The sequence below is a fragment of the Nocardioides sp. genome (assembly GCF_036274455.1).
Taxonomy (GTDB): Bacteria; Actinomycetota; Actinomycetes; order Propionibacteriales; family Nocardioidaceae; genus Nocardioides.
In genome coordinates, this window is the sequence record NZ_DASUFR010000107.1 from 1 (window position 1) to 24,324 (window position 24,324).

27 protein-coding genes are annotated in these 24,324 nt (G+C 72.4%); 13 read left to right on the forward strand and 14 right to left on the reverse strand.

All coding sequences use genetic code 11. The features are described 5' to 3' along the window. The first annotated feature begins 433 nt into the window (after nucleotides 1-433). Complete coding sequence (locus VFV89_RS10150; protein WP_329705813.1) at nucleotides 434-964, forward strand: DUF6328 family protein; 531 nt, start codon at nucleotides 434-436, stop codon at nucleotides 962-964. Here VFV89_RS10150 and VFV89_RS10155 read toward each other — a convergent pair. From VFV89_RS10155 to VFV89_RS10165, 3 genes are read right to left on the reverse strand one after another with little or no spacing between them, the layout of a single operon-like run. Further along, nucleotides 961-1,458, reverse strand: a complete 498-nt coding sequence (locus tag VFV89_RS10155; RefSeq protein WP_329705814.1) for an SRPBCC domain-containing protein — start codon at nucleotides 1,456-1,458, stop codon at nucleotides 961-963. The genes VFV89_RS10150 and VFV89_RS10155 overlap by 4 nt on opposite strands. Then, on the reverse strand, nucleotides 1,455-1,799 hold the full coding sequence (locus VFV89_RS10160; protein ID WP_329705815.1) for a metalloregulator ArsR/SmtB family transcription factor: 345 nt from the start codon (nucleotides 1,797-1,799) through the stop codon (nucleotides 1,455-1,457). Before VFV89_RS10160 ends, VFV89_RS10155 begins: the two co-directional genes overlap by 4 nt. 17 nt (nucleotides 1,800-1,816) lie before the next feature. After that, the gene (locus VFV89_RS10165; RefSeq protein ID WP_329705816.1) at nucleotides 1,817-3,991 is read right to left on the reverse strand and encodes a S8/S53 family peptidase; all 2,175 of its coding nucleotides are present in this window, start codon (nucleotides 3,989-3,991) and stop codon (nucleotides 1,817-1,819) included. A gap of 170 nt (nucleotides 3,992-4,161) precedes the next feature. On the opposite strand from VFV89_RS10165, the gene VFV89_RS10170 reads away from it, so the two are divergent. After that, nucleotides 4,162-5,145 (forward strand): FKBP-type peptidyl-prolyl cis-trans isomerase, encoded by a 984-nt coding sequence (locus VFV89_RS10170; protein WP_329705817.1) that lies wholly within the window; start codon nucleotides 4,162-4,164, stop codon nucleotides 5,143-5,145. A 16-nt stretch (nucleotides 5,146-5,161) separates the two neighbouring features. Here the strand turns inward: VFV89_RS10170 and VFV89_RS10175 are convergent, their stop codons facing one another. The 4 genes from VFV89_RS10175 to proS all read right to left on the reverse strand — a co-directional run bounded on the left by VFV89_RS10175 (nucleotide 5,162) and on the right by proS (nucleotide 8,964). Beyond that, on the reverse strand, nucleotides 5,162-6,202 hold the full coding sequence (locus tag VFV89_RS10175; protein ID WP_329705818.1) for an ABC transporter permease subunit: 1,041 nt from the start codon (nucleotides 6,200-6,202) through the stop codon (nucleotides 5,162-5,164). Beyond that, entirely contained in the window at nucleotides 6,199-7,092 is an 894-nt protein-coding gene (locus VFV89_RS10180; RefSeq protein ID WP_329705819.1) for an ABC transporter ATP-binding protein, read from the reverse strand. Before VFV89_RS10180 ends, VFV89_RS10175 begins: the two co-directional genes overlap by 4 nt. Next, entirely contained in the window at nucleotides 7,089-7,478 is a 390-nt protein-coding gene (locus VFV89_RS10185; protein ID WP_329705820.1) for a GntR family transcriptional regulator, read from the reverse strand. Before VFV89_RS10185 ends, VFV89_RS10180 begins: the two co-directional genes overlap by 4 nt. A gap of 79 nt (nucleotides 7,479-7,557) precedes the next feature. Then, nucleotides 7,558-8,964 carry a proline--tRNA ligase gene (gene proS, locus VFV89_RS10190; RefSeq protein ID WP_329705821.1) on the reverse strand — a complete coding sequence of 469 codons (1,407 nt, stop codon included), beginning with the start codon at nucleotides 8,962-8,964 and terminating at the stop codon, nucleotides 7,558-7,560. 266 nt (nucleotides 8,965-9,230) lie between these two features. Here proS and VFV89_RS10195 point away from each other — a divergent pair, with 266 nt between their 5' ends. After that, on the forward strand, nucleotides 9,231-9,506 hold the full coding sequence (locus VFV89_RS10195; protein WP_329705822.1) for a CBU_0592 family membrane protein: 276 nt from the start codon (nucleotides 9,231-9,233) through the stop codon (nucleotides 9,504-9,506). Here the strand turns inward: VFV89_RS10195 and VFV89_RS10200 are convergent. Then, on the reverse strand, nucleotides 9,486-10,328 hold the full coding sequence (locus VFV89_RS10200) for a cobalamin-binding protein (protein WP_329705823.1): 843 nt from the start codon (nucleotides 10,326-10,328) through the stop codon (nucleotides 9,486-9,488). The genes VFV89_RS10195 and VFV89_RS10200 overlap by 21 nt on opposite strands. A gap of 23 nt (nucleotides 10,329-10,351) precedes the next feature. Between VFV89_RS10200 and VFV89_RS10205 the strand changes: the two genes are divergently transcribed. Genes VFV89_RS10205 through VFV89_RS10225 form a run of 5 tightly spaced genes read left to right on the forward strand, consistent with a single transcriptional unit; the run spans nucleotide 10,352 to nucleotide 13,536 of the window. After that, nucleotides 10,352-11,131: a TSUP family transporter gene (locus tag VFV89_RS10205; protein ID WP_329705824.1), complete on the forward strand. Its 780-nt coding sequence runs from the start codon at nucleotides 10,352-10,354 to the stop codon at nucleotides 11,129-11,131. After that, nucleotides 11,128-11,763, forward strand: coding sequence for a YigZ family protein (locus VFV89_RS10210; RefSeq protein WP_329705825.1), 636 nt, complete (start codon nucleotides 11,128-11,130; stop codon nucleotides 11,761-11,763). The genes VFV89_RS10205 and VFV89_RS10210 overlap by 4 nt, the downstream gene beginning before the upstream one ends. Then, nucleotides 11,760-12,164 (forward strand): pyridoxamine 5'-phosphate oxidase, encoded by a 405-nt coding sequence (locus VFV89_RS10215; protein WP_329705826.1) that lies wholly within the window; start codon nucleotides 11,760-11,762, stop codon nucleotides 12,162-12,164. The genes VFV89_RS10210 and VFV89_RS10215 overlap by 4 nt, the downstream gene beginning before the upstream one ends. Further along, entirely contained in the window at nucleotides 12,161-12,904 is a 744-nt protein-coding gene (locus VFV89_RS10220) for a VOC family protein (protein ID WP_329705827.1), read from the forward strand. Before VFV89_RS10215 ends, VFV89_RS10220 begins: the two co-directional genes overlap by 4 nt. Beyond that, a complete protein-coding gene (locus tag VFV89_RS10225) occupies nucleotides 12,901-13,536 on the forward strand; it encodes a hypothetical protein (RefSeq protein ID WP_329705828.1) in 636 nt (211 codons plus the stop codon). The genes VFV89_RS10220 and VFV89_RS10225 overlap by 4 nt, the downstream gene beginning before the upstream one ends. Here the strand turns inward: VFV89_RS10225 and VFV89_RS10230 are convergent. Then, nucleotides 13,495-14,340 (reverse strand): winged helix-turn-helix transcriptional regulator, encoded by an 846-nt coding sequence (locus tag VFV89_RS10230; RefSeq protein WP_329705829.1) that lies wholly within the window; start codon nucleotides 14,338-14,340, stop codon nucleotides 13,495-13,497. The two genes, VFV89_RS10225 and VFV89_RS10230, sit on opposite strands and share 42 nt — an antisense overlap. A 49-nt stretch (nucleotides 14,341-14,389) precedes the next feature. Here VFV89_RS10230 and VFV89_RS10235 point away from each other — a divergent pair, with 49 nt between their 5' ends. Further along, nucleotides 14,390-15,547: an MFS transporter gene (locus VFV89_RS10235; protein ID WP_329705830.1), complete on the forward strand. Its 1,158-nt coding sequence runs from the start codon at nucleotides 14,390-14,392 to the stop codon at nucleotides 15,545-15,547. On the opposite strand, the gene VFV89_RS10240 is transcribed toward VFV89_RS10235, so the two are convergent. After that, the gene (locus VFV89_RS10240; protein ID WP_329705831.1) at nucleotides 15,548-16,888 is read right to left on the reverse strand and encodes an AarF/ABC1/UbiB kinase family protein; all 1,341 of its coding nucleotides are present in this window, start codon (nucleotides 16,886-16,888) and stop codon (nucleotides 15,548-15,550) included. It abuts the gene before it with no gap. Nucleotides 16,889-17,074: 186 nt separating this feature from the next. Between VFV89_RS10240 and VFV89_RS10245 the strand changes: the two genes are divergently transcribed. From VFV89_RS10245 to VFV89_RS10260, 4 genes are all read left to right on the forward strand, one after another. Continuing rightward, on the forward strand, nucleotides 17,075-17,704 hold the full coding sequence (locus VFV89_RS10245) for a hypothetical protein (RefSeq protein WP_329705832.1): 630 nt from the start codon (nucleotides 17,075-17,077) through the stop codon (nucleotides 17,702-17,704). A gap of 237 nt (nucleotides 17,705-17,941) precedes the next feature. Then, the gene (locus VFV89_RS10250; protein WP_329705833.1) at nucleotides 17,942-18,868 is read left to right on the forward strand and encodes a hypothetical protein; all 927 of its coding nucleotides are present in this window, start codon (nucleotides 17,942-17,944) and stop codon (nucleotides 18,866-18,868) included. 54 nt (nucleotides 18,869-18,922) lie between these two features. Further along, nucleotides 18,923-20,191 carry a glycoside hydrolase domain-containing protein gene (locus tag VFV89_RS10255; RefSeq protein WP_329705834.1) on the forward strand — a complete coding sequence of 423 codons (1,269 nt, stop codon included), beginning with the start codon at nucleotides 18,923-18,925 and terminating at the stop codon, nucleotides 20,189-20,191. Nucleotides 20,192-20,264: 73 nt separating this feature from the next. Beyond that, on the forward strand, nucleotides 20,265-21,119 hold the full coding sequence (locus tag VFV89_RS10260; protein WP_329705835.1) for a slipin family protein: 855 nt from the start codon (nucleotides 20,265-20,267) through the stop codon (nucleotides 21,117-21,119). On the opposite strand, the gene VFV89_RS10265 is transcribed toward VFV89_RS10260, so the two are convergent. The 4 genes from VFV89_RS10265 to VFV89_RS10280 all read right to left on the reverse strand — a co-directional run. Beyond that, entirely contained in the window at nucleotides 21,103-21,765 is a 663-nt protein-coding gene (locus VFV89_RS10265) for a VOC family protein (RefSeq protein WP_329705836.1), read from the reverse strand. The two genes, VFV89_RS10260 and VFV89_RS10265, sit on opposite strands and share 17 nt — an antisense overlap. Before the next feature lie 52 nt (nucleotides 21,766-21,817). Next, a complete protein-coding gene (locus VFV89_RS10270; protein WP_329705837.1) occupies nucleotides 21,818-22,177 on the reverse strand; it encodes a YciI family protein in 360 nt (119 codons plus the stop codon). A gap of 119 nt (nucleotides 22,178-22,296) precedes the next feature. Beyond that, a complete protein-coding gene (locus VFV89_RS10275; protein WP_329705838.1) occupies nucleotides 22,297-24,033 on the reverse strand; it encodes an MOSC and FAD-binding oxidoreductase domain-containing protein in 1,737 nt (578 codons plus the stop codon). A 17-nt stretch (nucleotides 24,034-24,050) separates the two neighbouring features. Next, a partial coding sequence (locus tag VFV89_RS10280) for a hypothetical protein (protein ID WP_329705839.1) occupies nucleotides 24,051-24,324 on the reverse strand: 274 nt, incomplete at its 5' end.

Sequence of the window (24,324 nt, forward strand, 5' to 3'; positions counted from 1 at the left end):
CTGACCCGCCGCCGGTCGAGCCTGTCGAGACCTCCGCAGCGAAGGCACCTGCTGGCCCGCCGCCGGTCGAGCCTGTCGAGACCTCCGCAGCGAAGGCAGCTGCTGACCCGCCGCTGGTCGAGCCTGTCGAGACCTCCGCAGCGAAGGCATCTGCTGACCCGCCGCTGGTCGAGCCTGTCGAGACCTCCGCAGCGAAGGCACCTGCTGGCCCGCCGCTGGTCGAGCCTGTCGAGACCTCCGCAGCGAAGGCACCGGGGTGGATCCCAGCGCCGGGTCACCTGGCTTCGAGGCTCGGCGCCGGGGCGCCTCGCACCTCAGCCACCGTCGTGGTCCGCCGCTGGTCGAGCCTGCGAGACCTCCGCAGCGAAGGCACCTGGGGTGCCTCGCACGTCAGCCACGGTCGGGGTCTTGTCGCTGGCACTACGGTCGGGGGATGACGACGCCGGAGCCGATGCCTCCCGCCGGCGGCGAGATGTCCGAGCAGACGATCAACCGCAACTGGACCGAGCTCGTGCAGGAGCTGCGCGCGACCCAGATCGGGGTGCAGGTCCTCATCGGCTTCCTGCTCGCCCTGCCCTACACCACCAGGTTCGACACCCTCGACCGCGTCGAGAAGGGTGCCTACCTGGTCGTCCTCTCCATCGCGGTGGCCGCCACTGCCGCGGTCCTCGCGCCGATCGCCTACCACCGCATCCTGTTCCGGCGCGGCCTGCGCCCCTGGCTGGTGGAGACCGCGAACACCATCGCGCGGATCGGGCTGGTGCTCGCCGCGCTCGCGATGTGCGGCGTGGTCTTCCTGTCCTTCGACCTCGCGGCGGGCACCGGGGCGGGCGTGACGGCAGCGGTCGTGGCCCTGGTGGGCTACGCCGTGCTGTGGGTGGTCGTGCCGCTGCGCGCCCACCCGCCGGTGCGTGCGCGCCGGCCCGGCGAGGGGGACCCCGACGAGCTAGGACAGAGCGACTAGGACGCTGTGCCCCGCTCCTCGACCAGCGACCGCAGGTACTTCTCGACGTTGTCGAAGTTCGACTCGATGCCGTCGTACTTGGTCATGTGGTCGCGGCCGGCCTGGTCGCGGAAGGCCAGCGTCCACGACAGGTTCGTCCCACCGTCGATCTCCCGCAGCTCCATGGTCTCGACCGCCTCCGCGTCCGGCCATCCCTCGAACAGCCAGGTCTCGACAGTCCGGGTCGGGCGCTCGACCTCGAGGAAGGTCCCGCGGAACGAGCACTCGACGCCCTCGTCGGTCACGAACACGTAGTGGTAGGCGCCCCCGACGCGCAGGTCGACCTCGCAGACCGTCACCTCCTCACCGAACGGCGCGATCGTCCTGCGCAGGTGCTCCGGCTTCCAGAAGACGTCGAAGACCAGGTCGATGGGGGCCTCGAAGTCTCGCGTGCACGAGACCTCGAGGTCGCTCGGGAACTCGATGATCGACGATCCGTGTCGATGATGTGTCACTGTCCCTCTCCTTCGCTGTGCTGGAGCTCCTTGAGGTAGGCGTCCACCCGGTCGAGCCGGTCGTTCATCGCGCGCTCGTACTTCGCGAGCCACTCGTGGAACGGCCGGAGGCGCGCCGGCTCCAGGCGATAGAGCCGGCGACGCCCGTCCGCCCGGCACCTGACGAGGCCCACCTCGCTGAGCACGCGCAGGTGCTTGGACACCTGGGGCTGCGACATCGCGAGGTCGTCCACGATGGTCCCCACCGCCTTCTCGCCGGTGATCAGCGCGTCGAGGATGTCGCGGCGCTGGGCTTCGGCGATGGCGTTGAAGACGTCGGACGTCGTGGACGAGCCCCCCACGGGTCCAGGGACAGCGGTCAGCCGCGGCGGGTCAGCAGGGTTCCCGCATTGAGCACGTGGTCCCAGAAGAAGTCGATGCCGGTCACCGTCCAGGCGACGCCGTACCAGACGTCGTCGGTCCCCGACCAGCGGCGGATCTTGATGTCGTAGGTCTCGCCCGGCGTGGCCGAGAACTCGGCGATCTCGTAGCTGTTGTCCCAGGAGTTGCTGACCGCCACCTGGTTGCCGCGCGAGTCGCGCACGTGGAGGTCGAGGTCGACCGTCAGCGCAGACGAGAGCGGGAGGTGGAGCCCGAAGAAGTCGAGGGTGGTGACCTTGGAGTCCCACGCCAGCGCCACCTTCACGCGCGGCCAGATCGTCGTGCGCGGCACCGCGACCTTGTAGGAGTACGTCGAGAAGCCGTCCGCGCCGTAGTCCGACGACACCGACGTGCCCACGTCGAAGCCGCGGCGCTTCGCCGCGCCGTTGCGCGAGGAACGGCTCCGCGCGATGTCCACAGCCGCCTTGGTGTCGAGCGCGCCGGAGCCGTCCACGCCGTCCAGACCCGCGATCAGGTCGGACCGCCAGGTGCCCCCGTCGGGGTTGCGCCACGCGGACGCCAGCAGGATCGCCCGGCAGCCCTCCGGCCACGACTTCAAGGTGCCGTTCGCCTCCTGCACACAGGCGACCGCGCCGGCCACCGCCGGAGCGGCCATGCTCGTGCCGGACAGCGTCAGCCCGACGGCGGTCACGTCGGTCCCGTTGGCGGCGATCTCGGGAAGCTCCCGGTCGCCGTGGGAGGACGCCGGGTTGCGGAAGCAGGTGTCGGAGGCCATGCCGGAGGCGGTGTCGTTGTGGTTGGCGACGGTGATCCGGTTGTAGCCCTTGTGGTTGACGAACTCGGTGTCCGCGCCGTTGCCGGCGGCCTCGCAGATCGTCGGGTAGGGCCAGTGCAGCGCCAGCCAGTCCTTGTAGACGTCGTCGAAGGAGAGGCCGGAGGACGTCTGCTCCGTGTCGCGGTGGAAGCTCTGGCTGATCACCGTGCAGCCGCGGTCCTGGGCGGCCCAGCGGATCGCGTCGAGGTCCATGCTGTTGGCCGAGTGCAGGTTGCAGTCGGGCGCGTGGCCGTGCGGCCGGTTGGGCTCGACGTTCTTGATGATCCCGTGGGTGTGCCGGGAGTGGAACGACGTCGCCGGATTGGTCTTGTAGCGGGCGGTGATCGAGAGGTTGGTGGTGACGTCCGGCCCGTCCTCGTAGACCGCGACGTTGACGCCGGTGCCGTCGAACCCGAGGCTGTGCGCGTCGTCGGAGTTGGCGATCGCGATGGAGTCGTTGAGGTCCAGGACGCCCTCCTCCTCGCTGTGGAGGAACACCATCTCCACCGCGTCGTGGTCCGCGAGCTCGCGGACGGCGCCGGGGCCGGCCACGCCGTAGATCACCGGGGCGTGCTCGTCGACGCGCTTGATCTCGAGCCCGAGCGCCTCGACGGCGGGGCGGAGCCGCTCGGCGGTGGCCTGCCAGCGCTTGACCGCGGCGAGCTCGGCCTTGGGACGCCGCAAGGTCGCGCGCTTGGGGGACTTCTCCGCCCGATCGCGGTCGTCGGCGAACCACACCGCGACCGGCACCGACCGCTGCTGCTTCATCGTCTCGTGCAGCGCCGGGTGGACCCGGCCGAAGGCCTTGACCCGGCGCGCGGCGACCTGGGTGAGGAGCTTGTCGACGTCGACCTTGCGGCCGCGCTCGTCGAAGGCGAGCTGGACCGGCGTGGAGCTGCCGCGCTCCTCGGCCTTGAAGACGTCGACGAAGGAGCCGCCGGGGATGCGGTCCATCGGCAGCCGGCGTACGTCGAGGTCCTCGACGCTGATCCGGGTGGCGTGGAGCAGCGCCACGCCCTCCGGGATCGGCGCCGTCGACTCCACGACAACGAACTCGAGCTCGTAGGCCGGCAGCTTCGCGCCGGTGCGCATCGTGAGCCCGTCGGCGCGCAGGACGTGCCGGCCCGCCGGCAGCGTGCTGGTGTCGACGAGCAGCGACCTGCGGTCCTCCCCGAGCGAGACGGTTGCACGCTGGCCGAGCACGCTCGCGGAGCGGTGCTCGTCGTCGGCGAGCTGGGTGCGCGTCCTCAGCGTGATGACCGTGCCGCGCAGCACCACCTCCCCCGAGGTGATGCTGGCCTGCGGCGCGGACGGCGGACGAGAAGCGGTGCGGGGCATGGCGGGTCTCCTGTTCTGGCGGGCGAGCTGCCGATGCAGTGAGAAGAGCCCCTCGCGGCTACCGTGATACACCCCCCGGTATGCCGGATGCCGCCCGGCGTCCACAGGAGACGCTCAGGGTCGGCGGTTACCGTGGCAGAGCCCCGCTATCGACACGAAGGTCCTCCCCTGTGCTCCGACGTCTCCGTCGCCCCACGGCTGCCCTGGGCGCCGTCCTCCTCATCCCCGCTCTGGCCGCCTGCGGCGACAGCTCCGGGAAGGACTCCGCCGACTCCAAGGGGAGCTCGTCCGCCAGCGCGACCTCCCAGCTGAAGGAGGTCTCGTTCAGCGGCGACGTCGGCAAGGAGCTGAGCTCCACGTGGCACTCGACGATCGACCCCCCGAAGACGTCCACCGTCACCACGCTGGTCAAGGGCGACGGCGACCCGATCGCCGTCGGGGACACCGTGAGCGCCTACCTCTACCTCGGTGACGGCACCACGAAGAAGGACGCCTACAGCGACTACACCGCTGGGTCGCCCGAGTCGATCCCCAACGACGACAACCTCAGTGACCTGTTCACCAAGCTCCTCGCGGACGCGACGTACGGCTCCCGGGTCGCCGCGGTGACCTCGGCGACCGAGCTGTTCGGCCCCGCGGGCAACTCCCAGCTGGGGGTCGGCGCCAACGACAGCCTCGTGGTCGTCGCCGACCTGGTGGAGAAGGCGGAGGTCTCGCCCACGCCCACCGACGACTCCGCGCACGACGCGTCGCCGGCGTCCCAGCCGAAGGTGGTCGAGAAGGACGGCAAGCCGTCGGCGCTGGACTTCAAGGGCATCGCCGAGCCGGCTCTCGACACCTCCGTCCAGCGGGTCGTGCTCAAGCAGGGCACCGGGCCGGCCGTGCAGGCGTCCGACACCGTCAGCGTCAACTACCTCGGCTCGACCTACCAGGCGAAGAGCCCGTTCGACGAGAGCTTCACCAAGACGCCCCTCACCTCCTCGCTGAGCGGCTTGATCCAGGGCTGGAGCATCGGGCTGACCGGGGTGAAGGTCGGCAGCCGCGTCCTTTTGCAGATCCCGCCGGCCTACGGCTACGGCGCGGACGGCAGCGGGTCCACGATCCCGGGCAACGCGACCCTGTGGTTCGTGATCGACGTGCTCGGCGTGAAGTAGCCCCGTTCGGCGGTCCTCACGACAGCCGGCGGCGCAGCCACCAGAACGACAGCCCGGCGAGCAGCCCCGAGGCCGTGAGGTAGAGCGCGGTCTCGGCCCACTGCAGCCGCCAGAAGTGGCTCAGCGGGTGGTAGACGAGCCGCTGCCGGTAGCCCTCGGCATCGAGCCTGGTGAGGCAGGCGTCCAGGGTGCCGGTGCTGGGGTGCGCCTGCACTGTTCCTTGGCTGTCGCGGCCCTCGGCGCCCGGGGGCGGCGGGAGGCAGTCCGCGAACCACGCGGGGAGGTCGGTCGCGTTGCCGTCCGCGTCGATGGTCTGGTTGGTGATCGCCCAGTCCCGCGAGTCCGGCGTCTGCAGAGTGATGTTGAAGGGGCCGCCGGCCTCCGCCGTGATGCCGTCGATGGTGCTCTCCGAGATCGTCTCCGTGATGGAGACCGGAGCGACCAGGTGCGGCCGCACCCACATCGGGACCGCGATCTGGATGAAGACGTAGACCGCGAGGGTGATCGCCATCGCCGCGACCGACCGCCGCACCACCAGCCCGACGAAGGTCCCGAGGACCAGGGCGAAGATCGCGTACCCGATGGGTACGACGCCCCGCATGCCGAACGCGATGGGCGTCATCCGTGACGGCAGGCTGCCCTGCTGGCCGCCCTGTGCCCCGTCGATCGGCGCCGCCCACCACGTGACGGCCGTCGCGAGCACCGCGGTGACAGCGGCCCCGGCGAGCACCGTCAGGCCCAGCTTGGACGCGAGCCAGCGGCTGCGGGTGACGGACTGGCTCCAGGCGAGGCGGTAGGTCCCGGTCTCGAGCTCACGGGCCACAAGTGGGGCGCCCCAGAAGATCCCCAGCACGGCGGGCAGGACGGCGAGGGCGGCGATGCCGCCGTTGAACAGCAGCCGGTGCGTGTCGGTCAGGAGGTCGTAGACGTCGGTGTTCCGATGGGCGAGCCGGGCGAGCGCCGGCCCGGTGGTCGCCAGCCAGACGCAGGCCGCGGTCACCAGCACGCAGGTCGCAACGAGCCCCAGGCGGAGCTGCCGCCAGGTCAGCCAGATCACTGGATCACCTCCAGGGCCGACCCCGCGGGGGTGGGTGATCCGGCGCCTTCCATGTAGGCCAGGACCAGGTCCTCGAGGCCCAGCGAGGTGACGGACCAGGCGGGGTCGAGGACGGCCGCCTCGGTGCGTACGACGTAGGTCGACTGCCGGTCGGTGTGGCTGGCCCGGACGACGTGCTGGTCGGCCGGCAGCGTGCCGGGCTCCCGGCGCGGCCCGGACAGCCGGTGGTGGGTCGCGAGGAGCTCCTCGACGTCACCAGCCACCCGGACCTGGGAGTCGACCAGGACCACGACGTGGTCGCAGACCCGCTCCAGGTCGGAGACCACGTGCGAGGAGAGCAGCACGCTGATCTCCTCCTCCGCGACCGCCTCCATCAGCACCTGCAGGAACTCCCGCCGCGCCAGCGGGTCGAGGCTCGCGACCGGCTCGTCGAGCACCAACAGCTCCGGTCGCTTGGCCAGCCCCAGCGTCAGCGCGAGCTGTGCCCGCTGCCCGCCCGAGAGCCGGCCGGCCTTCTGGCCCGGGTCGAGGCCGAGCCGGTCGATCCGCCGGTGCGCCGCGGCGTCGTCCCACCGCGGGTTGAGGTGCGCTCCCAGGCGCAGGTGGTCGGCGACCGACAGGCCGGCGTACGTCGGGGTGTCCTGGGCGACGAAGCCGACCTTGGCCAGCTGGGCCGCGTCGGCTGCCGGGCTGCCGCCGCAGACCTCGATGGTCCCTACGGTCGGGCTGAGCAGCCCGACGGCCAGGCTCAGCAGGGTCGTCTTGCCGGCCCCGTTGGGGCCGACCAGCCCGGTCACGTGGCCGGCGGGGATCTCGAGGGTGCAGTCGCGCAGCGCCCAGCGGCGCCGGTACTGCTTGCCCAGGCCGCTCGCCGCGACCACGGTGGTCATGCGATGTCCTCGTTCACGGACCGAAACGTGCTCTCGAAGAGCGCCTCGATGCTCTCCTCGTCGAGTCCGGCGGTCCGGGCCTTGGTCAGCCACCGGACCAGGTCGCGCCGGAGCGGCTCGTGCGCGGCCAGCGAGGAGTCCGCGAGCGTCCGGGTCACGAAGGTGCCCACCCCCGGCCGGGCCGCGACCAGCCCGTCGCGCTCGAGCTCGCGGTAGGCCTTGAGGACGGTGTTGGGGTTGATGGCCAGGCTCGCGACGACGTCCTTGACCGTGGGCAGCTGGTCGCCCTCGACGAGGAGACCGAGCCGCAGCGCGCGGCGCACCTGGTGCACCACCTGGAGGTAGGGGGACACACCCGAGCCGGTGTCCAGGGAGAACTCGATCATCAAAACCTCATTGCACTAGTTACCTAGATAAATAGAGACATACGTCGACGCTCCTGTCAAGGGCGTCGGCACAGGAGGTTCAGTAGGCGCGGGCGAGCACCGCGACGACGCCGGGTTCGTCCTCGCTCTCCGGGAGGGCCCCGTCCGGGGTCTGGAGACAGCGCACCGATACGCCCTGCTCCGCGAGCCGGGTCTCGCCGGCAGGCCCCAGCCGGGACCACGCGATCCGCGCCCAGCCGGTGCGGCACGCCTCGACCGCCTCGTCGGGGCTCGCCACCTCGACCGTGTGGTCGGCCGCGTGCGCCGCCGCGAGCTCGAAGAGCCCCTGCTGGGTCTCGGCCAGTGCCTTCTCGGCGAGGTCGACCGCCCCCATGAGGGGGACGGTGACCTTGGTCAGGTCGAGCCGCCTGGCCACCACGACGTTGCCTTCGGCGAGGTCACGTGGTCCGAGCTCGACCCGGACGGGGATGCCCTTGAGCTCGGCGTCCACGGCGCGGCGGCCGAAGGGCGTGTCGACGGCCGCGTCCAGCCGGACCCGGACGCCGCGCTCCGTGAGCTGCTCGACCAGCATCTCGGCGGCGTGGTCCACCTCCGGCGAGGGCCGGACGACGGTGACGAGCACCTGGACGGGCGCGACGGCGGGCGGCAGCCGCAGCCCGTTGTCGTCGCCGTGGACCATGAAGACCCCGCCGAGCATCCGGGTCGTCGTACCCCACGACGTCGTCCACGCCAGCTCCTCCCGGCCGGTGCTGGAAACGAACGTGATGCCGAACGCCTTGGCGAAGTTCTGACCGAGCTCGTGGCTCGTCGCCATCTGGAGGGCCTTCCCGTCGCCCATCATCGCCTCGAGCGTCATCGTGTTGGTCGCGCCGGCGAACCTCTCGCGCTCGGTCTTGCGACCGAGCACGGCGGGGATGGCGAGCAGGTCGGTCAGGTGCGGCGCGTAGACCCCGCCGTGGATGCGCTGGGCATAGCCGCGCGCCTCCGCCTCGGTCGCGTGCGCCGTGTGCCCCTCCTGCCAGAGGAACTCCGTGGTGCGCAGGAACATCCGGGGCCGGAGCTCCCACCGGACCACGTTGGCCCACTGGTTGAGCAGCAGCGGCAGGTCGCGGTAGGACTGCACCCACTTGGCCATGTACTCGCCGATGACGGTCTCCGACGTGGGCCGCACGACGAGCGGCTCCTCGAGCTGCTTGCCCCCGGCGTGCGTGACCACGGCCAGCTCGGGGCTGAACCCGTCGACGTGCTCGGCCTCCCTGGCCAGGTAGGACTCCGGGATCAGCAGCGGGAAGTAGGCGTTCTCCGCGCCGGCGGCCTTGATGCGCCGGTCCATGTCCGCCTGCATCAGCTCCCACGCGGCGTAGGCGTAGGGCCGGATCACCATCGTCCCGCGGACCGGCCCGCTGTCGGCGAGCTCGGCCTTGGCCATGACCTCCTGGTACCAGCGGGGGAAGTCGGCGGCGCGGGAGGTCAGAACGCCGCTCATGTCAGGAGCCTACGGACGACCGGACCGGTGGCGCGCCCGAGTTTCGCAGCATCACGGTGGCTGAGGTGCGAGGCGCCCCAGCGCCGAGCCGCCACGGTGGCTGAGGTGCGAGGCGCCCCAGCGCCGAGCCTCGAAGCCTGGTGACCCGGTGCTGGGACCCACCCAGGTGCCTTCCCCGCGGAGGTCTCGACAGGCTCGACCAGCGGTGGGCCAGCTGTGCCGGACCCGGGCGACCACGGCTCGGAGGTGGAGACCATGATCGCGCTGTGGACGCGACCGTCATCATCGTCAACGTCGTCGGCTGGGTGGGGATGGCGCTGCTCATCAGTGCCTACGCGCTCGTCACCGCCGGCAGGCTGCACGGCCCGGGGCTGACCTTCCAGCTGATGAACCTGTTCGGCGGCGGCTTCCTCATGCTCAACTCCGCCTACTACGGCGCCTGGCCGTCCGCGGCGCTCAACCTCGTCTGGGTGGTCATCGGGCTGGTCGGACTGTCCCGGGCCTGGCTCAGGGCGGCGACCTCAGCGGTCGTGGAGGACTGAGGCGAGCTCCTCGATGCCGTCGACCAGCCGTGGCCCCGGCCGGGCCCACATCGCATCGGCGTCCACCGCATGGACGCGGACGCCCGCGGGCAGCCGGTCCGCGACGGCCGAGGCCTGCTGCTCGGCGCCGGCCCGGTCGAAGCCGCACGGCGCCACGACGACGACGTCCGGGCGGGCTTCGTGCAGCTCCTCCCACCGGATCCGGGTCGACTTCTGACCTGCGGCGCCGAGCACGCACTCACCACCGGCCAGCTCGACCATCTCGGGGATCCAGTGGCCGGGAGCGTAGGGCGGGTCTGTCCACTCGAGCACGGCGACGCGGGGCCGGTCGCGGCCCATCGTGCTGCGCCACACCGCGGCGAGCCGGAGCCGCAGCGACCGCACCAGCTGGGCCGCGGCCTCCTCGCGTCCGGTGGCCTTGCCCAGCAGCAGCACCGAGTCGAGCACCTCGTCGAGCGTGTGCGGGTCGACGGTCAGCACCTCGGCCCGGCAGCCGAGGAAGGAGAGTGCGTCGTCGACCGTCGAGACGTCGACCGCGCACACCGCACACAGGTCCTGGGTGACCACGAGCGTCGGATCGAGGCCGTCCAGGGCGGAGGCCGACAGGTGGTAGAGGTCCTCCCCGCGAGCCACCGCGTCGACGACGTACGCGTCGATCTCGGCGGGTGTCAGCCCGGACGGCAGCGCCGAGGTCGAGACGATGGTGCGGGTGCGCGCCTCGGGCGGGGTGTCGCACTCGAAGGTCACGCCGACCACGTCGTCGCCGGCGCCGAGCGCGAACAGGATCTCGGTCGTCGACGGGAGCAGCGACACGATCCGCACGGCCCCAACCTAGGCTGCGGCGGGTGATCGAGCCGACGACGACCGTGCTGGTCCTGCTGGGACTGGCCGCGGTGGCCGCCGGGTTCGTGGACGCGGTCGTCGGTGGCGGGGGGCTGGTGCAGATCCCGGCCCTGCTGGTCGGGCTCCCGAACGCGGCGCCCACGCAGGTCCTGGCCACGAACAAGCTCGCCTCGATCTGTGGGACGACGGTCAGCGCCGCGACGTACGTCCGCCGGGTCAGGCCCGACCCGCGCACCTTCCTGCCGATGATGGCGGTGGCGTTCGTCGGTGCCTACGCCGGAGCGGCCGTGGCCAGCCAGATCCCGCGGGAGGCGTTCGAGCCGATCGTGCTGGTGGCGCTGGTGGTGGTCGGCGCCTACGTGCTGTTCAAGCCCACCCTCGGTGCCGCGACCGTGCTGCGCCTGTCCGCGCACAAGCACCTCGCCGCCGCGCTGGCGGTGGGCTTCGTCATCGGCTTCTACGACGGCGCCCTCGGCCCCGGCACCGGCAGCTTCCTGCTGTTCTCCCTCGTCGGGCTGCTCGGCTACTCCTTCCTCGAGGGCTCCGCGCAGGCCCGGCTGGTGAACTGGGCGACGAACCTCGGTGCGCTCGCGCTCTTCGTGCCCGAGGGGGCGGTGCTGTGGAAGGTCGGGCTGGTGATGGGCGGCTGCAACCTCGTGGGCGGGTACGCCGGCGCGCGGGTGGCGGTCTCGCGCGGTGCCCGCTTCGTGCGGGTGTTCTTCATCGTCGTGGTCGGGGCGTTCGTGGTCCGGATCGCCGGGGACGTGTTCGGGCTGTGGTGACGGCCTACCTCACGGTGGCGAGGGACGCCGACGCCGAGATCGACGTCAAGCGGTCGAGGTTCCTGTGCACCCTGCGCCGCGTCGAGGAGGAGGCCGCGGCCCGGGCCGTGGTCGAGGCGCTACGCAAGGAGCACTGGGACGCCCGGCACCACTGCTCGGCGTTCGTGCTGGGTCCGCCGCCCAACCCCGTCGAACGCTCCTCCGACGACGGCGAGCCGGCCGGCACCGCGGGTGCGCCGATGCTCGAGGTGCTGCGCGGTCGCGGCCTGAGTGACGTCGCGGCGGTGGTCACGAGGTGGTTCGGCGGCACCCTGCTGGGCACCGGCGGTCTCGCGCGGGCCTACGGCGACGCGGTCCGGGCCGCTGCCGACGCCGCCGGCACCGTCCGGCGCGAGCTGGTGCGCGAGCACTCCCTGCTCCTCGACCACGCCGACGCCGGCCGGGTCGAGAGCGAGCTCCGCTCGCGCGGCGTGACCGTCCTGGGCGCGACGTACGGCGCCGAGGTGGAGCTGCGGCTGGCCGTGCCGCCGGAGGGCGAGGCCGCACTGGCGGGGCAGCTCGCCGAGCTCACCGGCGGCACCGCGGAGTCGACCGTGATCGGCGAGCGCTGGGTGGATAGCCTCGAACCATGAGCATTCCCGTCGACGTCGCCGACCTCGAGCAGGCACTCGCCGACTTCGGTGCCGGCTACCTGATGACGATCGGCAGCGGCGGCAGGGTCAAGGTGGTCACCGTCGAGCCCACCGTGAGCGACGGCGTGGTCGTGGTGAGCGGTCCGGGCAAGGGGACGATCGCCAACCTGGCCGGCAACGCCAACGTCACCCTGGTCTTCCCGCCGGTGCTTCCCAAGGGCTTCACGCTGCTCGTCGACGGCACCGCCGAGGCGGCCGGCGAGGACGTCCGGATCGCTCCGAGCGGGGCGGTGCTGCACCGGCCGGCCATGCATGCGGACGGGCCACCGCCGCCGTCGTCGGCCGGCGAGCAGACCGACAGCTGCGGCAACGACTGCGCGCCGGTCACCTCGACTGCATGAGACTGCTCTGGCTGGAGGCGTTCCTCGACCTCCCGGGTGACACCTTCGAGCAGGGCGCGGACTTCTGGTCCTCGGTGACGGGACACGCACGCGGGCCACAGCGCGGTCCCGACCGGCAGTTCGCCACGCTGGTGCCGCCGGACGGGCTCGACTACCTGCGGCTGCAGCGTCTGGACGACGGTCCGCGCATCCACCTCGACCTGCACGTCGCCGACCCCGCTGCGGCGGCGGCCGAGGCGGAGCGGCTGGGTGCCACCGTCGCCCCGTCGCCGTTCGAGGAGGTCGCCATCATGCGGTCACCGGGCGGCTTCGTCTTCTGCTTCGTGCCCGAGGGCGGGGGCGAACGCCCCGCGCCGCGGGCCTGGCCCGACGGCCACACGTCCTACGTCGACCAGGTCTGTCTCGACGTCCCTCCCAGCCGCTACGCCGCCGAGATGGACTTCTGGGCCGCGGTGACCGGGTGGAGGCGCCGGGACCCGAGCCCCGGATCGGAGTTCGGCCGGCTCACGCCCGGAGCCGACCAGCCCCTGCAGCTGCTCATGCAGCGGCTCGACGACGAGCGGGACGCCGTCACCGCACACCTCGACTGGGCGACCAGCGACCGGGAGGCGGAGATCCGGCAGCACCTTGCCGCGGGTGCCGAGCTCCAGAAGTCGTTCGCGGACTGGACCGTGCTCCGAGACCCCGCGGGGATGACCTACTGCATCACGGATCGTACGACGGGGGACCGACCCGAGTGAACGACGAGCGACCGACGAGGCTCGGCCTGCTGCACACCTCACCGGTGCACGTCGCCGCGTTCGACGCCCTGGCCGCCGAGGAGGCACCGGGCGTCGAGATCGTCCACGTCGTCCGTGCGGACCTGCTCGCCGACGCCCGCCGGCAGGGCCCGGAGGCGGTGGCCGACCGGGTCGCCCAGGCGGTGCGCGGCCTGTCCACAGACGCGGTGCTGTGCACCTGCTCCACCATCGGCGCCGTGGCCGAGGAGGTCGACGCCGGGGTGCCGGTCCTGCGCCTGGACCGGCCGATGGCGGCAGAGGCCGTGTCGGGCGGCGGTCCGGTCCTGGTCCTGGCCGCCCTCGAGAGCACCGTGGTGCCGACCCTCGAGCTGCTCGCCGAGGAGGCTGGCCGCGCAGGCACCGCGCCGAAGGTCGAGGCGAGGATCGTCGCCGGTGCCTGGGAGCGGTTCGAGGCCAGCGACACCGAGGGCTACCTCGACCTGGTGCGCGCCGAGCTCGGCCGGGTGCACGACGTCGCCGTGGTCGTGCTCGCACAGGCGTCGATGGCGCCGGCGGCCGACGGTGCGCGCGCCGGCGCCGCGGTGCTCAGCTCACCCCGCACCGGCCTCCGCGCGGCGCTCGCCCAGCGCTGACTCCACCAGCGCGAGCGCCTCGTCGACGCTGCCGGTGACGTCGCGGATCGGGAACAGCGCGCCGCGCACCACGCGGTCCCGGTCGACGACGAGCGTGAGCCGCTTGAGCCGGGTGACGCCGTTGAGGGTGAACGTCGGGAGCCGGAGCGCCGTGGTCAGCGCGAGGCCGGCGTCGGAGACGAGCGGGAACTGGATCCGGTTGTCGGCCGCGAACGCCGCCTGCTCCTCCGGCAGCTGGGTGCTCACCCCGACGACGCGAGCGCCGAGCGCCGCGAAGTCGACGAGGCGGTCGCGGTAGGTGCACGACTCGAGGGTGCAGCCCGGACCACCCGGGACGGCGTCGATCCCCGCCAGCCCGGTGCCGGGGTAGCAGTAGACGACCGTGCCCATCGCAGGGTCGAGCGGGTCGGGGTCGACGACGGGCACCCTCGTACCCACGAGCTCCCGCACCCGTAGCGCCTCGGCGCTGGTGGGGGAGGCGGTCGCCGACGGCGTACCGTCCCCGAGCAGCCAGGTGTCGCCCCACTCCTGCAGCCCGGCCAGCACCGGCAGCAGCGCCCGGCCCCGGTCGGTCAGGAGGTAGTCGTGGCGGACCGGCCGCTCCTGGTAGGCCACGCGGACCAGCACCTCGGCGTCCTCGAGCGCCCGCAGCCTCGCGGCCAGCACCTTGCGGGAGATGCCGCTCTCGGCCAGGAGCTGCTCGAACCGCGTGCGGCCCCGGGCGACGTCGCGCAGGACCAGGACCGTCCACGCGTCGCCGAGCAGCGCCATGGCTGAGGCGACCCCGCAGTGGTCGTCGGTCATGGCCCCAGTGTAGAGTGCGTTTCTAATAGAAACTGACTCTGGAGCGGACGTGTGGAACCAACCCCGAGTGGTGTGGGCGGTGGCGGCGGGCCGGTTCGTGAACTCGGCGAGCTCGTTCCTGATGCTGTTCCTGACCCTCTACCTCACCGGCCCACGCGGGCTGGGGGTGGTGGCGGCGGGGCTGGTCGCCGGCACGTCGGGGGTCGGGATGCTGGCCGGCAACTTCACCGGCGGTCGCTGGGGTGACCGGCACGGCCACCGGCGCACGGCGCTGGTCACCGCGACCGCGTCCGGGGTGCTGGTCGTCCTCGTGCCGGTGCTCCCGGTGTGGCTGCTGCCGGTGACGCTGCCGGCGTCGGCCTACCTGTCCGCCACCTCCGGTGTCTCCCTCGGCGCCCTCACCGCGCTCGCCGTGCCCCGCGGCGAGCGGCGCACGATGGTGGCGATCTCGCGCGCGGCCAGCAACGCCGGCTTCGTGATCGGCCCGCCCCTCGGAGCACTCCTGGCGGCCTGGTCGTGGGACGCGGTCTTCCTCGTCGACGGCGGGCTGCTGCTGGTGTCCCGCTTCGCGCTCGCGCCGCTCCTGCCCGACCTGCGACACGCGGTCGAGGGGCCGACGACCGGCTTCCTCAGCGCGCTGCGGGCCGACCGGGCCCTCCTGCGGCTGCTCGGCGCCGTGGCGGTCGTCGACCTCGTCTACCGCCAGCTCTACTCGACGGTCCCGCTGCACCTGCGCGACGCCGGGATGCCGCTCGGGCTGTACGCCGCCGCCATCGCGATCGGCTCGGGGCTGATCCTGCTGCTGGAGGTGCCGGTCGCGATCCGGCTGCGGGGCTTCTCGTCCTACCCGATCATCGCGGCGGGCTACGCGCTGGTCGGTGTCGGCTTCGCGCTGTTCGGCCTGCCGGTGTCGGTCGCCACGACGGTGGTCGCCATCGTGGTGCTCACGGCCGGCGAGATCCTCTACAAGACCACCGCCACCGCCCACGTGCTCGACGCGGCACCGGACCACCTCGTCGGTCAGTACCAGGGTCTCTACGGCGGGGCTTCGACCAGCGGCAGCCTGCTGGCGGCTCCTATCGGCGGTGCGCTCTACGCGGTGGCGCCGGGCGCACTCTGGCCGCTGCTCGGCCTGCTCGCGGTCGGGGCGGCGGCGTCGGTGCTGGCCGGGAGGCCGCGGGTCAGCCCCCGGTCGGTGCCGGCCTGATCATGCCACGGCGAACCCGGGGAGGTACTCGGTCAGGATCGCGTTGAACGGCGCCTCCGCCTCGAGCTGGCTGAGCACGCCGATCCCGCCCAGCCAGGTCCGGTGGATCAAGAGGTAGGACGGCGGGAGGTTGAGCTTCATCGCGACCGTGTACGCCGGCTCCTTGGGGTTGTTGATCCGGTTGAACTGGCTCCGCATCCACTCGCGGCTGAACCGGAACCGCTCGACCTTGGTCGGCTCGACGAAGGGGCTGAGGTACTCCAGCAGCAGGTCGGGATCGATCCGGGTGCGGTCCTTGATGAACCCCTCCTCGCGCAGCCCCTGCTCGAGCCCCTCGCGGTCGTTGTCCGCGGCGATCCGGATCAGCCGGCCCATCGCCTCGGGCAGCCCCTCGCTCTCGAGCCGGGCCACCGCGCCGTAGTCGAGGATCCCGAGCCGGCCGGGGGAGCCGTCCGGGTTGGGCAGCACCCGGAAGTTCCCCGGGTGCGGGTCGGCGTGCAGCATCCCGGTCCGGCTGGGGCCGGCGAACAGGAACCGCACCAGCAGCTCGCCGTAGTGGTCGCGCTCCTCCTGGGTGCCCTCCCGGATGATGCTGGCCAGCGAGGCGGGGCTCTCGAGCCACTCGGTGATGATCACCGGGCCGCCGACCGCCACCACGTCCGGTACGACGATCTCGGGGTCGCCCGCGAAGGCCGCGGCGAACGCGCGCTGGGCCTCCGCCTCGAGCTCGTAGTCGAGCTCGTCGACCGCCCGGGCCTGCATCTCCGCGATGAGGGGCTTGAGGTCGACCCCGGGCACGAGCGGGGCGACGGTGCGTCCGAGCCGGGCGATGGTGCGCAGGTCGGACCTCAGCGCCTCCCCGGCGCCCGGGTACTGGACCTTGACCGCGACCTCGCGGCCGTCGTGCCACCGGCCCCGGTGCACCTGCCCGATGGATGCCGCCGCGGTCGGGCCGCCATCCAGCCAGTCCAGCTGGTCGCGCCAGTCCGGTCCGAGCGCCACCTCGATCTGGTCCCGCACGGTCTGCGTGGGCATCGGCGGCGCGGCGTCCTGCAGCCGGGTGAGCTGGTCACGGTATGGGCCGGCCACCTCCTCGGGGAGCGCCGCCTCGAGCACGCTCAGCGCCTGCCCGAACTTCATCGCGCCGCCCTTGAGCTCGCCCAGCGTGCGGAACAGCTGCTCGGCGGTGCGCTGCTGGATCTCGGTCAGCACCGTGTCGGCAGGCGCGCCGCCGAGCCGCTTGCCGAGCCCGATCGCGGTCCGGCCGGCGTACCCCAGCGGCAGGGCCGCCAGCCGCGCGGTCCGCGCGGCGGCCTTGCGGGGGAGCTCGCGGTCGGGCACGGCTCCATTGTCCCTGAGCCTGGCTAGCACACGTCCCCGGCCGGTGCAGGCGATCCCCGGATCTCGGCCCGATTTCGGCTTTTGGGGGTGGGGAGAGTCACAAACGCACACACTGGCGAGAAGACATCAGTGAGTCCGGAGGGGGCGCCACGGCGCAGGGAACGGACTACGCAAGGGGGAAGAGGAATGAGCAGCACGCATGAAGAGCTGGACATCCGGGCGCAGCTGAACGCCGTCGACGAGCTGGTCGGCGAGGAGCTGACGGCCGGCGACGTCGTCGAGGTCCACGACACGGTCGAGGCCGCCGACGAGCTCGACGCCGACCTCCAGGCCGACGACGGGCTCGAGGCCGACGCCGTCGACGAGGCTGCCGACGAGGCTGCTGACGAGACCGGCGACGAGACCGGCGACGAGGCCGGCGACGAGCCCGTGCTCGAGACGAACGCCGCGCCGGCGGCTACCGAGGCGACCGGAGCGGCAGCCGGCGGCGGCTCCGCCGCGGCCCGGCTGCTGGAGATCGCGGCGCACAACGCCGACCAGCTCATGACAGAGGCCAAGGACGAGGCCGACCAGATGGTGGCCGATGCCCGCACCGAGGCCGACCGGCTCCTGAGCGAGGCGCGCGCCGAGGCCGACCGCCTCGTGAGCGAGGCCAGGACCGAGGCCGTCGGGGTCCGCGCGGACCTGGAGGAGACCCGGGACCAGGTCACCGACGAGATCGCTCGCCTGCGCGAGACCGAGCAGGAGCACCGCGACCGGATGCGCGAGCACCTGCACGAGGTGCTCGCCAAGGTCGAGGCCACCTCGATCGCCTGAGGCCACACGGCGCTGTCCGCCCCTCCTGGGGCGGGCGACGCAGGTCCATACCGGCTGGCCCGGTTGCTCGGTGGGCCTTGACGCGTGCCCCGAACGCGCGGTGACAATCGTGTGGGGGAGACACCGGTTGAGCGGTGTTGCGACGGCGTCGCGGTGAGGCAACCGCCGGCGTGGGTCGCGGCGTCGGGTCCCTGCGACCGTCTCGTGGAGCGTGGCCCCCTTAGTGGGGGGAGCGCCATGAGTACGACTCACGACGACGTGCCGCTGGGCCAGGACGACCCGGGCTCGGGCACGGCCGAGCGGCTGCTGGAGTTCGCGGCGCGCAGCGCGGAGCAGCTGCTGGTCGAGTTCCGCGCCGAGGCGGCGCGGCTGCGAGCCGTTGCGGTCGCCGAGGCGGCCGAGGCCGCCAAGCACGCGGGCCAGGCCGAGGCCGGCCGGCTGGTGGCCGAGGCCCGCGAGGATGCCCGCAGCATGCAGCTGGTCGCACGCGAGGTGGCCGACCAGCTGATGGCCGAGGCACGCGCGGAGGCCGAGCGGTGCAAGGCGGCCGCGATCGCGGAGGCCGAGCGGCTGCTGGTCGACGCCCGCGCCCTCTCCGTACAGCTGCGGGCCGATGCCCGTGAGGAGGCCGAGCAGGAGCTCGCGCGCACCCGGGCCGACGCGCGGGAGCTGAAGCTGGTGGCCCGCGACGTGGCGGACCAGCTCCGGGTCGACGCCCAGGTCGAGGCCGACAAGCTGCTGGCGGCGGCGGTTGCGAAGGCTGACCAGATGAGTGCCGCGGCCGAGGACAACGCGGGGCGGCTCTGGACGCAGGCGCGCCGCGAGATCGACGCGTCGATGTACAAGGCCAGGACGGCGGCCGCGCGGATGAAGGCGAACGCGCAAGCCGAGGCCGACGCGCTCCTGACGGCCGCGAGGTCGACCTACGACGAGGTGCTGGCCGACGCCGAGGCACTGGTCGAACGGAGCCGGGCGGAGGCGGCCGAGCTCCTGCTCACCGCCCGCCGGGAGGCACAGCAGGTGCAGGACGAGCTGATCGAGTCCCGCGCCCGGATCAACGACGACGTCTCACGGATGCGGCGGGCGCGCCGCGAGCGGCACGACCGGGCGCGCAACCACGTCCGCCTGCAGGTCGTCGACTCGGAGATCGCCGACCTGGGCTGAAACCGGCTTGGCCGCGTCCGGCACACTGACCCGGACTCGTTCTCGGGAGGTCGTGTGTCGGTCAAGCTCGTGTTCTCCGTCGTGGTCGCCCTGGCGGCCACGCTGCTCGTAGGTGGTCCTGCGACCGCCGGAGCGAAGCCGGCGCCCGGCTCGCTGACCGGCTACGCCTTCGACGCCTGCTCGGCGCCACCGCAGGCCGCGATGGACGCCTGGTGGCAGGCGTCGCCCTACGCCGCGGTGGGCGTGTACATCGGCGGCAGCAACCGGTTGTGCGCCCAGCCCGAGCTCACCGTCGGCTGGGTGCGCACCCAGCAGCGACGTGGCTGGCACGTGCTCCCGCTGTTCGTCGGTCCGCAGGCGAGCTGCTCGGGGTACGCCGACAAGATGTCGGCCGACCTCAGGATCGCCGAGCAGCAGGGCCGTCAGCAGGCCGGGCTGGCGATCCAGGCGGCGCGCAGCCTCGGCATCAAGGCGCGGAGCACGATCTACTACGACCTCGAGGACTACGACATCGCACCCGACGACTGCCGCCGCGCAGCGCTGTCGTTCGTCAGCGGCTGGACCGAGGAGCTGCACCGCTCCCACTACTCCTCGGGCGTCTACTCCAACATCGCCGCGGCGATCACCTCGCTCGACTTCGCCGACCGGGCCGACCCGGGGGCGTACACGATGCCCGACGAGATCTGGTTCGCCTGGGCCAACGGCCGCGCGGACGTGAGGACCGACTCAAGGGTGCAGAGCCACCGGTGGGACGACCACGCCCGCGTGCACCAGTACCTCGTGGACGCCACCCAGAGCTACGGCGGCTACTCGCTCGTCATGGACGCCGACTGGGTCGACACGGGCCGAGGATCGGTCGCGCCACGGGAGAAGCAGCTCTGCCGCGGCGTCGACGTCGACCTCCGCGCGTACCCGCGGCTGAAGGCCGGCCGGCGCGGCCCGGCGGTCGAGGCCGCGCAGTGCCTGCTGCGCCGGCAGCACTTCTCGAAGACTGCGATCACCGGCCGCTACGACAGGCAGACCGTGGCCGGGGTGAAGAAGGCCCAGAAGAAGCTGGGGCAGAAGGTCACCGGCAAGCTCACCCGGCCGACCTGGGCGGCGCTGCTCGCGCGCGGCGGCCACCCGGTGCTCAAGGTGGGCTCGACCGGCGAGACGGTGCGCAGGCTCCAGCGCGCCCTGACCGCGAGCGGCAAGCGCACCCCGGTCGACGGCGTCTACTCGACCCGGACCGCCAGGTCGGTCGCGACGTTCCAGCGCAGGCACGGCCTGCCCGGGACCGGCGTCGTGACGGTCGAGGTGTGGGAGGCGTTCCTGGGCCGCTGAGCGCAGCGCGGCTCACCGCGGAGCCAGGTGCGACGTAGGCTCGGAGGCAAGGCTCTTCGCCGCGAAGGTAGCCATGGACACCTTGCTGTACGCGCTGCTCGTGCTGGCCCTGCTGGTGGCAGTGGTCGGGCTGATGAGCCTGCGCGTGGTCAAGCAGATCGAGCGCGGCGTCGTGTTCCGGCTCGGCCGGGCCCAGCAGCACGTCCGGCCCCCCGGGCTCACCACGTTGATCCCCGTCGTCGACCGGCTGACCAGGGTCAACGTGCAGGTGGTGACCTTGCCGATCCCCGCGCAGGACGGCATCACCCGCGACAACGTCACCGTCCGGGTCGACGCCGTCGTCTACTTCAAGGTGATCGACCCGCTCCGCGCGGTCGTCGAGGTCCAGGACTACGGGTTCGCGATGTCCCAGGTCGCGCAGACCTCGCTGCGCTCGATCATCGGCAAGAGCGAGCTCGACGACCTGCTGTCCAACCGGGAGCATCTCAACCAGGGCCTCGAGGTGATGCTGGACAGCCCGGCCGCGTCGTGGGGGATCGAGATCGACCGGGTGGAGATCAAGGACGTCGAGCTGCCCGAGTCGATGAAGCGGTCGATGTCGCGCCAGGCCGAGGCCGAGCGCGAGCGCCGGTCCCGGATCATCACCGCCGACGGTGAGTTCCAGGCGTCCAAGAAGCTGTCCGAGGCCGCGAACGCGATGGCCGACACGCCGGCGGCCCTCCAGCTGCGGCTGCTGCAGACCATGGTCGAGGTGGCGGCCGAGAAGAACTCGACCCTCGTGCTGCCGTTCCCGGTCGAGATGCTGCGCTACTTCGAGGCCGTGGCCAAGGGAGCGCCCGCCGTGCCGAAGGCCGCCGACACGCCCCAGGTCGAGGCCGGCGAGGGGCCCATCCTCGGCGCCGACCAACGGGTCATCGACCAGGGATGACGCCCCGGCCATCCGGCCACGCGGTGACGCACACTCGGTTGCCGGCCCGGTCGGCGAGCACCCAGGCCTGCGGGTCGTCGAACTCGTGCACGACCCGCCCGCCCGCCGCCACGGCGGCGGCCAGGCGGTCGTCGGCGTGCTCTCTCGCGACGGACACGTCGACGTGCATCGCGTGCCGCAGCGGTCTGGCGGGGTCGAGGTCCTGCATCCAGAACGCCGACCCGTGGCCGAGCGGATCGACGCCGTTGTCGTGGTCCAGGGTGTCGTAGCCCAGCACGGCCCGCCAGAACCCGACGTCGAGCTCCTCGGGCCGCGCGGCCACGGCCAGCGACACCTCCTGGGCCCGCCCCCGGTGGGCCACCGCCCCGTGGGCACGAGCCACCGCTGACACTGCCCGAGCGAGCTCGACGTGCGGGTCCTCCAGCCGGAAGACGCCGCGGGCGAGCCGCACGGTGAGCTGACCGCCGGTGAGCGTCATCAGCGCCCCGGCCTCCTCGAAGCCCGGGACGCGGGCCACCGCCGCCGCCAGCCGGGCCGCCTCGGCCAGGGACGGGACGACGTAGACCGCGACGGCCCCGCCGTGCAGCACCACCCAGTCCTCGACGCCGTCGGCCTCGAGGAACCTCCGCCACCCCTGCTCGCTCATGGGGCTACTCCAGCACGAGAGCCGGACGATAGACGTCCGGCTCTCGCGTGCGTCACCCGCGCTCGGAGCCCGGCTTGAACTCCCGTACCTCCTGGGGCCAGCCGCAGCCCTCCGCGATCCGGCCCGCCCACATCCGGGCCGTCTCCACGTCGGGCACGTTCACGATGGTCAGCCCGCCGAGGTACTCCTTGGTCTCGACGAAGGGCCCGTCGGTGAACAGGACCTCACCGCTCGTCGCGTCCGCGCTGAAGGCCTCCTCGACCTCTTCCACCAGGCCGCCGGCGTAGACGAGCTGGCCGGCAGCCTGCAGCTCAGCGACGACCGCGCGGGACGGAGCCGCCCGCCCCTGGAACCACTCGGCGGTGTGGTCACCGACCCACTGCTGGTTGAAGTAGATGAGGTATTCGGGCATGTCGTCTCCCTCTGCTCGGACGGACCCGATGCCCGTCGCCACCTACGCTACGAACGGCCTACGCCCGATACGACAGCGCCCTGGGGGGAGATTCATCGGTCGTTCTCGCCCGGGTCCGCTCAGAGATCGAGCACGAGCTCGGCGTCCGGCCGGGCCAGGCAGATCAGGACCTGGTCGCCGCCCGGCGGCTCGAGCGGCGGGGTCGCGTACGACGCCGCGCCGGACAGCACAGCCGTGACACACGTGTGGCAGACGCCCGTACGGCACGACCACCGGGTGGGGACATCGCAAGCCTCGGCGAGCTCGAGCACCGAGGAGTAGGCGCTCGACCAGCGCACGGCCAGCCCCGACCGTGCGAAGGTGACGTCGGGGCCGGTTCCCGGGGGACCAGGAGGGGCGTGTGGGGCTGGGACGTCACCCGGCAGGACACCGGGGTTGAGCGACGACCGCGACCCGAACCGCTCGGTGTGGATGCGTCCGGTGTCGAGCCCGGCGGCGACCAGTGCCGACGTGACGGCGTCCATGAACGACTCGGGGCCGCAGACGTAGGCCTGGGCGTCCGGCGGGAGGTGCAGCCCCTCGATCACCTCCGGGGTGAGCCGCCCGGTCCGGATGTCCGGGCCGGGCTCGTGCGGCCCGGCGGGACTCGTGTAGCAGATGAGCGTGCGCGTCGAGGGGAGCTCGGCCAGCAGCCGCGCGGCCTCCCCGGCGAAGACGTGCGTGCTCTCGTCCCGCGTGGTGTGGACCCACCACACGTCGCGGGTGCTGCGCTCGCTCGCGAGGCGGTGCAGCATCGCGAGCACCGGCGTGACTCCGATGCCTGCCGAGACGAGCAGGACAGGGCCGGGGCCGTCGTCGAGCACGAAGTCCCCCCGCGGAGCAGCGACCTCGAGGTGGTCACCGCGCTTGACGCCCGCCTGCAGTCGGGAGCTGACCGAGCCGTGTGGCTCACGCTTGACGCTGATCCGGTAGCGGCCTTCGTCGGGAGCGCCGGACAGTGAGTACGACCGCACCGGTGCGGGAGTGCCTGCGTCCGGCACGCGCACGGCGACGAACTGGCCCGCGTGGTAGGTGGGCAGCACCTCGTCGGCCACCAGGATGTACGACGTCACCACGGGACTCTCGACGACGACGTCCTCGACGGTCAGGGTGCGGAAACCGGTCCAGGGCGGCAGCGTCGGGACCGGCACACCTGCCGGCGCGCCTCGCCCGTCCCCGGCCTCGAGCATGATCCGGAAGGACTCCCGCCAGCCCGGGCTCAGTGCCGGGACGTCGACCGCGTCCGCCAGCCGGGCGGCGTCGTGGCCCGGCAGGTAGAGGAGGGCGTCGACCTCGGCCACGCTCAGCGCGTGGGGACCGCGTCGGGTGCGGAGGATCGAGTCACCCGCCGTGACGCGTCCCTCGGTCAGCACGCGCATGTAGAAACCGGGTCGATGGTGGGCGACGAGGAGGGACGGAAGCCTCGGCTCATCCAGCCGCATGCCGACCCGGAAGCAGGTGACACGTGGCTGGGTCACCTCGAACTCCGCCTCGCCGATCCGGTAGCGATCGCCGACGCAGACCTCGTCGTCACCGAGTCCGTCGATCGTGAAGTTCTCGCCGAAGGCGCCGTGGTCGAGGTCGTCCCGCTCGAGGAAGTCCTCCCAGAACCGGTAGGACTCGACCTGGTAGACGAGCACGGCGCGCTGCTCTCCACCGTGCCCGGCGAGGTCGCCCTGCCCGTCGCCGTCGACGTTGAGGCGCCGCACGAGACGTGGCCCGGACACGGGACGCTTCCACACACCTGTGTGCACGGTGCGGCCGCGCCACTCCACGTCGGTGGGCATCCCCACGTTGACCGAGAGCAGCGTCGCCATGTCCCTGCTGGTTCCTCTCAGTTCGAGCCAGGAGTGCCGAAGTCGGGCACGATGCGCAGCCATTCCTTGGTGAAGTCGTCCTCGTCCACATCCGCCGGCAGCTCGGGACCGGGCACCTCGAGCGTGCACTCTCCGGTCGAGATGCGGCTGCGAACTGGTCGAACTCCCGCCGCTCCGCCATGCGACCACGACCCTCCCGGCACCGCGCGACCACGCTGTGCGCGGACTGCTACCGAGACGCGCTGGGCTCGTCGAAAGGTTGCCCATCCGATGATGACGCGCGGCCCTGCG